General features: G+C 63.4%; 10 protein-coding genes and 3 pseudogenes. 1 reads left to right on the top strand and 12 read right to left on the bottom strand.

Features of this window, described 5'->3' with window-relative positions:
• Positions 1-487, top strand: a pseudogene (locus Q427_RS00830) (ATP-binding protein); the annotation flags it as partial.
• Positions 488-595: 108 nt separating this feature from the next.
• Here the strand turns inward: Q427_RS00830 and fnr are convergent.
• From fnr to ccoN, 12 genes and pseudogenes are all read right to left on the bottom strand, one after another.
• Positions 596-1,342: a fumarate/nitrate reduction transcriptional regulator Fnr gene (gene fnr / locus Q427_RS00835; protein ID WP_051496017.1), complete on the bottom strand. Its 747-nt coding sequence runs from the start codon at positions 1,340-1,342 to the stop codon at positions 596-598.
• 140 nt (positions 1,343-1,482) lie between these two features.
• Positions 1,483-1,851, bottom strand: a complete 369-nt coding sequence (locus Q427_RS35880; RefSeq protein WP_331280498.1) for a hypothetical protein — start codon at positions 1,849-1,851, stop codon at positions 1,483-1,485.
• A 26-nt stretch (positions 1,852-1,877) separates the two neighbouring features.
• Positions 1,878-2,888: an oxygen-independent coproporphyrinogen III oxidase gene (hemN, locus tag Q427_RS00840; protein ID WP_331280499.1), complete on the bottom strand. Its 1,011-nt coding sequence runs from the start codon at positions 2,886-2,888 to the stop codon at positions 1,878-1,880.
• A 106-nt stretch (positions 2,889-2,994) separates the two neighbouring features.
• A pseudogene (locus tag Q427_RS00845) lies at positions 2,995-3,692 on the bottom strand (sulfite exporter TauE/SafE family protein).
• Complete coding sequence (ccoS, locus tag Q427_RS00850) at positions 3,692-3,925, bottom strand: cbb3-type cytochrome oxidase assembly protein CcoS (RefSeq protein WP_043510274.1); 234 nt, start codon at positions 3,923-3,925, stop codon at positions 3,692-3,694. Before ccoS ends, Q427_RS00845 begins: the two are co-directional and overlap by 1 nt.
• Positions 3,922-6,399: a heavy metal translocating P-type ATPase gene (locus tag Q427_RS00855; protein ID WP_043510275.1), complete on the bottom strand. Its 2,478-nt coding sequence runs from the start codon at positions 6,397-6,399 to the stop codon at positions 3,922-3,924. Before Q427_RS00855 ends, ccoS begins: the two co-directional genes overlap by 4 nt.
• Positions 6,400-6,433: 34 nt before the next feature.
• Entirely contained in the window at positions 6,434-6,949 is a 516-nt protein-coding gene (locus tag Q427_RS00860) for a FixH family protein (protein ID WP_043510276.1), read from the bottom strand.
• Positions 6,946-8,384: pseudogene (gene ccoG, locus Q427_RS00865) on the bottom strand (cytochrome c oxidase accessory protein CcoG). Before ccoG ends, Q427_RS00860 begins: the two are co-directional and overlap by 4 nt.
• Before the next feature lie 291 nt (positions 8,385-8,675).
• Complete coding sequence (gene ccoP, locus Q427_RS00870; RefSeq protein ID WP_043510277.1) at positions 8,676-9,605, bottom strand: cytochrome-c oxidase, cbb3-type subunit III; 930 nt, start codon at positions 9,603-9,605, stop codon at positions 8,676-8,678.
• Entirely contained in the window at positions 9,602-9,844 is a 243-nt protein-coding gene (locus tag Q427_RS00875; RefSeq protein ID WP_043510279.1) for a CcoQ/FixQ family Cbb3-type cytochrome c oxidase assembly chaperone, read from the bottom strand. The genes ccoP and Q427_RS00875 overlap by 4 nt, the downstream gene beginning before the upstream one ends.
• Before the next feature lie 2 nt (positions 9,845-9,846).
• A complete protein-coding gene (ccoO, locus tag Q427_RS00880; RefSeq protein WP_043510281.1) occupies positions 9,847-10,455 on the bottom strand; it encodes a cytochrome-c oxidase, cbb3-type subunit II in 609 nt (202 codons plus the stop codon).
• A gap of 22 nt (positions 10,456-10,477) precedes the next feature.
• Positions 10,478-11,532: cytochrome-c oxidase, cbb3-type subunit I (gene ccoN / locus Q427_RS00885; protein WP_043510282.1), on the bottom strand; the 1,055-nt coding region annotated here is incomplete at its 5' end.

Below are 11,532 nucleotides of genomic sequence, written 5' to 3' on the forward strand. Positions count from 1 at the left end.
CTGCTCGCGGCTGCGCCGCGGCTCACTGTATGGATTTGCCGAGGAGATCGGTGCCAACAAGATCGCACTCGGGCATCATCGCGAGGATATTCTCGAGACGCTGTTTCTCAATCTCTTCTTCGGTGGCAGCCTCAAGGCCATGCCGCCCAAGCTGCTGTCCGATGATGGCAAGAACATCCTGATCCGGCCACTGGCCTATTGCCGCGAGGCCGATATCGCCGAGTTTTCCCGGCAGATGGAGTTCCCCATCATTCCCTGCAATCTGTGCGGCTCGCAGCCTAATCTGCAGCGCCAGGTGGTCAAGGAGATGCTGGCCGAGTGGGAAGCCAAGCACCCCGGGAGGCTCGAAAGCATGTTCAAGGCGGTGACCAATGTGGCGCCTTCGCAGCTGGCGGACCGAGAGCTGTTTGACTTTGCCGGCCTCGAGGAGAAGCAGGCCAGGCGTCAGGCGAATCAAATCGATGCCCTCGACCTGACCCGGGACTGAACAGGCCCGGTCGCTCCCGTCTAACCCGACATCGTCAGGGAATGATAAAGAATCGGCCCGTCGCGCTTTGCTCGACGGGCCGATTCTTGAGTCATGTGCGTCCTGGGCTCAGTGTTCTTCCTGTGCCTGGGCAAGCAGAGCTTCCAGGTTGAGGATATTCACTTCGCGACCGGAGACCTCCACCAGCCCCTGCTGCTGGAAGCGTCCCAGGATCCGGCTGACGGTTTCCACTGCCAGGCCCAGATAGTTGCCGATATCGGCCCGCGACATGGAGAGTCGGAAGCTGTAGGGGGAGTAGCCACGACGACGGAAGCGGTCAGAGAGGCTGGAGAAGAAGCTGGCCAGGCGCTGGTCGGCGGTCTTTCGCGACAGCAGGCGCATCATGCGCCGGTCGTCCCTCAGCTCCTTGCTCATGCTGCGGTAGAGTTGGCCACGCAGCTCCGGCAAGACCTCGGATAGCGAATCGAGTCGGTCGAAGGGGATCTCGCAGACCGTGGTGGTCTCGAGCGCGATCACGCTGCCGGGGTAGGCCTGTTCATCGATACCGTCGAGACCGACCAGCTCACTGGGGAGGTAGAAATTGGTGACCTGGTCGTCGCCGGAACCTTCGGTGGTGACCTGCTTCAGGCTGCCGGAACGTACAGCATAGACGCTGTTGAAGGCGCTGCCCTGACGGAACAGGGATTCGCCCTTCTTCAGGGGTGCGCGGCGGCGGATGATGGCGTCGAACTGCTCCATATCCTCAAGCTCGAGCGCCAGCGGCAGGCACAGGGAACTCAGGCTGCAATTCTGGCAGCGGGTTTCATGCAGCAGGGAACGCCGCTTGTCGACCGCGTTGGCCGTTTGTACAGCCATGGTCACCTCCTTGATCGTGATCATAGAGGCATTATGGAGCATTCTTTGGCCCGGGAGAATGCCCGTTGTGACGATTGGTCGCAACACATTGATATATTGAGCCAATTCACTGGATCAATTTGTCGGGCTAGCTGAAGCGTTCAGGAATTGCGTGAATCCGGCTGATGAGGTGGGTGGGCATCGAAGGCCATGGCGAGATGGTGAATCAGCAGCCGTCCGATCGGGGTGGCAACGAGGCGTTTCCCATGCCATGCCAACAGGCCGTCCCGGGCCAGCGTTTCCAGACGGGCCAGAGTGTCCGCCAGGTAGCGCTGCGCGTCGATGCCGAAGCTCTCCTCCAACTGATCCAGGTCCAGTTGCATGTCGCATAGCAGACGCTCGATGGCATGGTGGCGGACCCGGTCGTCGAAGGTCTGGCGAAGGCCTCGTGCCGTCGGTAGACGGCTGGCATCCAGGGCCGCTTCGTAGGCGCTCAGGTTGGTGTGATTCTGCGTATACAGCCCGTCCACATGAGAGATGGCCGAAACCCCAAGCCCTACCAGATCACACCGCTCGTGACTGGTATAGCCTGATAGTCGCAACTTAGCGTCCCTCGGCGCTGGGCCATAACCAGGCTGTTGTTGGGCCGGGCGAAGCGGCCCATGCCGATATGCACGTAGCCGGCATCGGTCAGTAGGGTCATGCTGGTTCGCAGGATGGCCAGTGTCTCTTCCGGACCGGGCAGGTCTTCCCGACGGATGCGTTGCTGGGGGGCAAGCTGCTGTGACATCGGACCGTAGTAGAGCAGCGTTAGACGGGCCGGTGCCATGGCGATGACCTGTTCCAGGGTGGTGGCAAAGCTGTCGCGGGTCTGGAAGGGCAGGCCATAGATCAGGTCGAGGTTCAGCGACCGAAAGCCCAGACGGTCGGCTTCATCGAGCAGGGCTTCGGTCAGGATGCGTGGCTGTACGCGGTTGATGGCCCGCTGAACCTTGGGGTCGAGATCCTGGACACCGAGGCTCAGGCGGTTGAAGCCGAGGGCCTGGAGGTGACGCAGGGTAAAGACATCGGCCTCTCGGGGGTCGATATCGATGGCATAGTCGCGCTCCCGGGAGCTGGAGAGTCCGAAGCGGGCGTCCAGGCGGTCGATGAGGTCGCTCATCTGGTCCAGGCTGAAGAACGTGGGTGTGCCGCCGCCCCAGTGCAGCTGGCTGACCTCCCTGCGCGTATCGAGATGCGACCTGACCAGGACCATTTCCCGGTCGAGCCGGGAGAGGTAGGGCTCGGTGAGGCGTGTGGCCTTGGTGACCACCCTGTTGCGGGTGCAGTAATAGCAGGCCTTGCGGCAGAACGGGAGATGGACATACAGCGAAAGGGGGCGGCCGCTGTCATTGCTGTTCGCCAAAGCCCTTTGGTAATCCACCTCGCCGACCTTTTCCTGGAAGGAAGCTGGCGTCGGAAACGAGGCGTAGTGCTGCCCATGGATATCATAACGGCGCAGCAGGTCTTCGTCCCAGGCGAAGGGATCGGCCATCATTCCATGGAGGGACATCGCGGGGACGGACATGAAGACACTCCGGCGTCTCGTAAGTTGCCCTCATGCTAGCGGTAGCGCACCCTGCGCGGTTTGAGCTGCGTCAAGCGAAGTCGCAATGAGCGCAGTCGTTAGCAAATCAGTGGGTCGTGTGGATTGGCAGCAGCGAGGCGAGCTGCCATAGGGCAAAGGCAATGATCGATAGGGCGGCAAGGGCTCGCGTGGCCCGGTGTCGGATCAGCGCCCCCAGCTGGCGCGCGGCAAAGCCGGTGACCAGCAGGGCAGGCAGGGTGCCGAGCCCGAAGGCTGCCATCAGCAGCGCACCGCGAACGGGGTCCGCGGAGGCCAGGCTCCAGGCCAGCATCGAGTAGACCAGGCCGCAGGGCAGCCAGCCCCAGATCGCCCCGAGGCCGATCGCCTGGGGCATACTGACGACGGGCATGAGGCGCCTGCCGAAGGGCTCGAGGTGGCGCCACAGCCGCTTGCCCACGGCCTCCACCCTGAGCAGGCCTTTCCACCAGTCGGCGATGTAGAGCGCCATCAGGATCAGCATCACGGCGGCAAACAGCTGCAGTGCGACTCTCGCCGTCGTGGATAGGGCGATCACCGTGCCCAGTGAAGCCACCAGGCACCCGCGGCCATGTAGCTGAGAATTCGCCCCAGGTTGTAGCCGAGCAGCAGTCCGGTCAGCCGCACCGGGCTACGCATGCTGGGCGGGACCGCGAAGGTGAGGGCGCTCATGATGCCACCGCACATGCCGATGCAGTGGGCGCCGCCGAGCAGGCCGAAAACGAAGGCTGCCAGCAGCGGTGGCAGGCCGAGTCCGGTGGGATCCATCAGCGGTCGGGGTGCTCGGCGTCATCAGGAGCGTCGGCTCTGTGCCTGGCAGCCTTGCGACGCTGTTCCCGGGCCTCCGGCGTCAGGTCGTTTTCATCGTCATCGAACAGGATGCGGTGCGCCGGCCCCTCCAGGTCCTCGAACTGATCGTTCTTGACGGCCCAGAAGAAGGCCCAGACCGCCAATCCGAGCAGGATCAACGATAGCGGTATGAGCATATATAGAATGGTCATGCGTTCACCAGGCGAGGGGAGTTGGCCGGGACGGGGGACGGTGCGGTGCGATAGCGGCTCAAGCGAAGGGCATTGCCCACCACCACCAGGGAGCTGGCCGACATCCCCAGGGCCGCCACCCAGGGCGGCACGATACCGATGGCGGCCAAAGGTAGCGCCGAGAAGTTGTAGCACACCGACCAGATCATGTTCTGGCGCATGATCCGGCGCGTGGCGTTGGCGATCTCGATGGATTCGACGATACGTATCAGCCGGGGGCTGAGCAAGACGGCATCGGCGCTGGTGCGTGCCAGGTCGGTGGCGCCGTTCATTGCGATCGAGACGTCGGCCCCGGCGAGAACCGGCACGTCGTTGATGCCGTCACCGATCATTGCCACTTTCTCGCCGCGCTCCTGGCACTCGCGGATATGGGCCAGCTTGTCCTCGGGACTGGCGGCGGCACGCCAGGCGTCGATGCCCAGTGAATGGGCGAGACCTTCCACGGCGCTGGCATTGTCGCCGGAGAGCAGTTCCACCGACAGGCCGCGGGCCTTGAGCGCCGACACGGTGGCGGCGGCGTCTTCCCGGACCCGGTCATGGAGTGCGAACCATGCGCGGGGCTCGCCATCCTCGCTGAGCAGCAGCCACTGACCCGCTTCCGGAAGGGCCAGCTTTTGCTGCGGTGCGGCGAATTCGTGACGACCCAGTCGCCAGAGCCGGCCATCGATGATGCCTTGGACGCCCTGCCCGGTGTGGCTCGTTCGCTCGCTGGCGTTGACGGTAGCCTGGTGCCAGGGGCGGAAGGCTCGGGCGATGGGGTGCTCGGAGTGTGCCTCGAGGGCTGCTGCGATAACCCGTGCGCGTTCCACCGACAGGCTTTCCATCGGCCGGGTCTCGCGCAGCTGCATCTCGCCGCTGGTCAGGGTGCCGGTCTTGTCGAAGATGACCCGATCCACCTGGGACAGCGACTCGATGGCATCGGCGCGGGTGATCAGCACGCCCCGGCGGCGCAGCTGGCCGTGGCCGGCGGTCAGTGCCGTGGGGGTGGCCAGTGCCAGGGCGCAGGGGCAGGTCACTACCAGCACCGACAGCGTGACCCAGAGTACCCGGGATGGGTCGATGAACCACCAGGCAATGGCGACGCAGGTGGTCACCAGCAGCAGCCGTAGCACGAACAGGTGGGACATGCGGGCGGCCATCTGGGCCAGCCGCGGTCGGCTGGCGAAGGCGCGGTCGGTGAGATCGACGATGCCGGCTACCCGGGCCTGCTTGCCGGCGTGGGTGACCCTTACCGTCAACGGACTCTCGATATTCTGGCTGCCGCCCACGACGCTGTCGCCCACGCGACGGGTGACAGGCAGGTATTCGCCGGTGAGCATCGACTCGTCGAGACTCGACTCGCCCTCCTCGATCACGCCGTCGGCGGGTACGCCATGCCCGGGCTTGATCACGATCCGGTCGCCGGTAGCGAGTTCGCTGGCCGGCAGGATTCGCTCTTCGCCGTCATCGGTCAGTCGCGTTGCCGACAGCGGCAGGGCGCCGGCCATGGCGTTGCCGGTATGGCCGCTGCGCCGACGGGCCCGAGCTTCGACATAACGGCCGAAAAGCAGGAAGAAGGTGAACATGGCCACCGAGTCGAAATAGACCTCGCCGGTGTCGGTGATCACCGCGTAGCCGCTGGCCAGGTAGGCCCCGCCGATGGCAATGGAGACCGGCACGTCCATGCCCAGCACCCGGGTGCGCAGGTCGCGCACGGCGTTACGGAAGAACGGCATGGCCGAGAAGAAGACCACCGGCGTGGCCAGCGCAAAGGAGAGCCAGTGGAACAGGGCGTAGAAGTCATCGCTGATCTCGCCCGGACTTGCCACATAGATGGGGATGGAGAACATCATCACCTGCATCATGCCGACGGCGGCGATGATCAGGCGACGTACCGTCATGCGCTCTTCGAACTGCAGCCGTTGCTGGGCCGCATCCGGCTCGTAGGGCTGGGCGCCATAGCCGATGGCGGCCATCTCGGCGAGGATGCGCGATAGCTTGAGTCGGGACGGATCCCAGGTCACGCGAACCCGGTGGTGGCTGAGGTTGACCGCACTGACTCCGACGCCTTCCAGTGCGTTCAGGCGATGCTCAATCAGCCAGGCGCAGGCCGCACAGGTGATGCCGTCCACCGCCAGGGTGGCACGCACCAGGCCATTGTCGCCTTCGGGGTGGACGAACTCCCGTTGCAGCCCCGGGTCATCGAAGACGGCCCAGGTCTCGGCCTTGATCTTCTGCCGGTCGTCGGGGCGCTCGGGAAGCTCGGTACGAAAGCGGTAATAGCTCTCGAGCCCGCCGTTGACGATGGCGTGGGCCACCGCCTCACAGCCCGGGCAGCAAAGCGGGTGGGCCCGGTCGTCGATGGTGATCGACCAGGGGGCTTCTGGCGGGACCTGGCTGCCGCAGTGATAGCAGTCCGCCAGCGCGTACTCAGCCGTGGTGGCGCTCTGGCTCATGGCCGCTCGAGGGAGTGTATCGATACGCAAGCCATCAGCCGCGGTCCACGATGCCAGGCGTCAGGTCGAATTCGTCCTCGCTGGGAAAGCTGCCTTCACCCACCAGGCGCCAGGCCGGCTCGACCTCGCTGGGGTGCAGCTGCAGGTACCAGCGGTAGCGCAGATTATCGGGGGCCTGGCCGAGATAGCGCCCATCCCGCACGTGTTCGAGGGTCATCTCCTGGTCACGATTGCCCTGGGTGGGGAAGATCAGCTTGAGAAACAGCCGCTCGGGCCGGTCGTCACCCTGCAGTTGAACAATGATGTCGCTGGTCATCGGATCGATGCGCAGCTCGGCCGCCAGGTTCAGGTCATGGGCGCGCTGCTGCTTCGCCAGCACCATATTGATGGCCCGGCCGTGCTCGTAGTAGTCCTGCTGTACCAGCCCGTCGGCGGTTCGCACGGCCATGACGGCCAGGGTCGAGCTGCCGAAGATCGAGGTGAACAGCAGGCCGAGCAGGAACCAGGGCCAGAACTGCTTGTGCCAGGGGGTAGGGGTCGTCATGGTCATCTCCGTGCTTCACCGATGAAGCGGGTGTCGCGCTCAAGGGCGATGCGTTCGTTCTGTTGGGACTGCACGTGCAACTGGATAGGGTGGCTGGGCAGCTCGAGCACGTCGGGGTCGGCGGTGACCTGCACCGCGAACCTGCGCGAGGCACCGGCCGGAACACGCAGCGTATCGGTATCGATTTCCAACCCGGGAAGTCCGCTCACTTCGAGACGAAATTCATGGTCTTCGCGATCCTGGTTGCGCAGTGTCAGGGTGAAGACATTGCTGATACGGCCCTCACGGGTCATCTGGTAGAGCTGGCCGCGCTCTCGCTCTACCTCGAAGTCCAGCGGCATGCGGTCGCTGAGAGCCCAGATGAAGAGACCGACCATCACCAGCAGCGCCGCCAGGTAGCCCATCAGCCGTGGCCGCAGGATACGCGACGGCCTGCCTTCCAGGGCATTCTCGGTGGTGTAGCGAATCAGCCCCCGCGGATAGTTCATCTTGTCCATCACGCTATCGCAGGCATCGATGCAGGCGGCACAGGTGATGCACTCATATTGTAGGCCGTCACGGATGTCGATGCCGGTGGGGCAGACCTGAACACAGAGATCGCAGTCGATGCAGTCTCCGTAGCCGGCCTCCCGTGCCTGCTGGTGGTCGAGGCTCCGCTTGCGGGCGCCGCGAGGCTCACCCCTGGCAGCGTCATAGGAGACGATGAGTGTGTCGGCGTCGAACATCACCCCCTGGAAGCGGGCATAGGGGCACATGTAGATACACACCTGCTCGCGGAGCCAGCCGGCGTTGAGATAGGTGAACACCAGGAAGAAACCGGACCAGAAGTATGCCCAGCCGTGGGCCTGGAGAGTGGGCAGCTCCACCACCAGCTCACGAATCGGCGTGAAGTAGCCGACAAAGGTGACCCCTGTGGCCAGGGCGATCGCTAGCCAGATGATGTGCTTGGCGGTCTTGCGCCATGCCTTGTCCAGGTTCATGGGCTGGCGGTCGAGCTTCATGCGCCGGTTGCGGGAGCCCTCCAGGCGATGCTCGACCCAGATATAGAGAAAGGTCCAGACGCTCTGGGGGCAGGTGTAGCCACACCAGACGCGGCCGGCGAAGACGGTGATGAAGAACAGACCGAAGGCGCAGATGATCAGCAGCCACGACAGCAGGATGAACTCCTGGGGGTAGAAGGTGGCGGCGAAGATATGAAACTCCCGCCCCGGCAGGTCAAACCAGATAAGCGGACGATCGTCCACTGTACCCAGGGCAGGCCGAAGAAGGCGAGCATCAGCAGCCAGTTGGCGGAGCGGCGGAGGCGCTGGAATAGTCCCTTGATCTCGCGCACATAGATATGGCGTCGGCTGGCGTACATTTCCTGCTGGACGGTGGGTCGTGGCTCATGGTGGCCCACGGGATCCGGGGTCACGTCACGGGCAGGTATCTTTTTACTCATGGCGGACTCGTGGCGGGCAGAAAAGGCCCGCAGAAGGGAGGCAGTGAAACGTATTCATTGTATCGATGCCGGGTCACCAAGAGAAAGGGTGCGACCCCAGGCCGCACCCTAGGAGCCTGTCGGACTTAACGCTGATCTACTGCGAGATCCGGTCTTTCGGCCAATTTCATTCGATCTGATTCGTTAAATAGCGGGCTATTCGCCTCATCAGATCGATAAACTTGTCTCGAAACCCAAATCTCTCGCGACGATCGGTCAAATCCGACAGGCTCCTACCGCTTGGATACGCCCTCAGTCGCGAAAACGCAGGCTGTAGACGTAGGCGGCGACCAGATGGACACGCTCTGCACCGATATAGGCTTCCTGAGCCGGCATATGGCCGTTGCGACCGTTGCGCAGGGTCTGCCGCACCGAGTCGGCAACGCTCTGGCCGGGCATCTGGTAAAGCCAGATGTCATTGGTCAGGTTGGGCGCGCCAAGCGCGGTGTTGCCGGTACCGTCCGGGGCATGACAGGCGGCACAGACCGAGGCATAGACCGCAGCACCCTGTTCGGCGCGCTCGGCTTCATGCTCGAGGTCGGAAAGCGACAGAACGTACTGAGTGACGTTCTCGATGTTGTTCGCACCCAGGGTCTGGAAGGACGGCATCAGACCGTTACGGCCCCTGACCAGGGATGTCATGATCTGCTCGGGCTCGCCGCCGTAGAGCCAGTCGTCATTGGTCAGATTGGGGAAGCCGTAGCCACCCTGGGCGTTGGCGCCGTGACACACCGCACAATTGTTCTGGTAGATGCGGTCGGCGACCAGCATGGCCTCCTCGTCCCGGGCGAGTTCGGGAATCGGAATCTCCTGGTACTGGGCGAAAATCGGCGTGAAGCGCTCTTCGGCCCTGGCAACTTCCTCTTCCCACTGGCCTTCCTGGGTCCAGCCGAGCAGGCCGGTGAAGTTACCTAGCCCAGGGTAGAGGAGCAGGTAGCCCAGCGAGAATACGATGGTGGCCACGTAGAGCTGGAACCACCAGCGGGGCAAGGGGTTGTCGTACTCCTCGATCTCGTCGGCGGCGTGACCGGTGGTCTCTACATTGCCATCGGCGTCGGGCACCTTGTCGGTCTTGCGGTTGGCGTAGAGGATCCAGAAGGCGAAGGCAATGGATCCCAGCGTGATGACGATGATCCAGGCGCTCCAGAACCCGGAAAGGGAGTCATCCCAAAATCTGTTCATATGTTCCTGTCTCCCTTATTCGTACGGGAATCGCCGTTGTCGTCCTGCTCGCGGTTCGAGCGGGGCGAGGCGTTGCTGTCACGGTTTGGTTGCGGTATCTCATCGTCGTCGGCGAAGGGCAGCTGGGCTGCCTCGTCGAAGTCCGGCTTGCGCCGCCGTGAGTAGGCCCACCAGGTGATGCCGATAAAGGCGACGATCAGCAGGAAGGTGATGATGCCGCGAAAGGTGCCGGTATCCATGATCAACGGGTGCCTTCGAGCACGGTGCCCAGCTGCTGCAGATAGGCGACGAGGGCGGTGATTTCCTGCTGCCCGCGGACCTCACGTGTGGCGTTCTCGATGTCCTCGTCGGTGTAGGGCACGCCCAGGGTGCGAAGGGCTTGCATCTTGCGGGGCGTGTCGCGCCCGTCCAGCGTGCGCTCGAAGAGCCACGGGTAGGCCGGCATGATCGAACCGGGCACCACGTCACGCGGGTTGTACATGTGGGCGCGGTGCCAGTCGTCGCTGTAACGGCCGCCGACACGGGCCAGGTCCGGACCGGTGCGCTTGGAACCCCAAAGGAAGTTGTGCTCGTAGATGAACTCGCCGGCCACACTGTAGTGGCCGTAGCGCTCGGTCTCGGCACGGAAGGGGCGGATCATCTGCGAGTGACAGCCCACGCAGCCTTCGCGTCGATAGATATCACGGCCTTCCAGTTCCAGTGCGGAGAGGGGGCGCAGGCCCTCGACCGGCTCTGTGGTCTGCTTCTGAAAGAACAGCGGTACGATCTCGGCCAGGCCGCCGAAGCTGATCGCCACCAGAATCAGCACGGCAAGCAGGCCAACGTTCTTTTCGACAATCTCGTGTTTCATTGGTGTCGGTATCCCCGGTTGCTCAGGCGGTCTGCGGAATCGGATGCTGCACGGCTTCGCTGCGCTGGATGGTCTTGAAGACGTTGTAGGCCATGATCAGCATGCCGATGATCCAGAACAGGCCGCCGATCAGACGCACGATATAGCCCGGGCCGCTGGCCTCGACGGACTCCATGAAGGTGTACATCAGGGTGCCGTCGGGGTTGATGGCGCGCCACATCAGGCCCTGCAGGATGCCGTTGACCCACATGGAGGCGATGTAGAGCACCGTGCCGATGGTGGCCAGCCAGAAGTGCACCGCGATCATCCCGACCGAGTACATCTCGGTGCGGCCGAAGAGGCGCGGAATCAGGTGGTACATGGAGCCGATGGTGATCATGGCCACCCAGCCCAGCGCACCCGCATGGACGTGGCCGATGGTCCAGTCGGTGTAGTGAGACAGTGCGTTGACTGTCTTGATTGCCATCATCGGCCCTTCGAAGGTGGACATGCCGTAGAATGACAGGGCAACCACCAGGAAGCGAAGGGTCGGATCGGTGCGCAGCTTATGCCAGGCGCCGGAGAGTGTCATCATGCCGTTGATCATGCCGCCCCAGGAGGGTGCCAGCAGGATGATCGACATGACCATGCCCAGCGACTGGGCCCAGTCGGGCAGGGCGGTATAGTGCAGGTGGTGCGGGCCGGCCCACATGTAGATCATGATCAGCGCCCAGAAGTGGACGATGGAGAGTCGGTAGGAGTAGATCGGGCGTTCGGCCTGCTTGGGCACGAAGTAGTACATCATGCCGAGGAAGCCGGCGGTCAGGAAGAAGCCCACCGCGTTGTGTCCGTACCACCACTGCACCATGGCATCGATGGTGCCGGAGTAGATGGAGATCGAGTACATGGCGGTGACCGGAATGGCCGCGTTGTTGACGATATGCAGCACGGCCACTGTCAAGATGAAGGCAGCGAAGAACCAGTTGGCGACATAGATGTGCGACGTCTTGCGCTGCTTGATGGTCATCAGGAAGACGATGGCATAGCTGACCCATACCGCGGCGATCAGGATATTGATCGGCCACTCCAGCTCGGCAT

This window comes from Halomonas sp. BC04 (assembly GCF_000568385.1).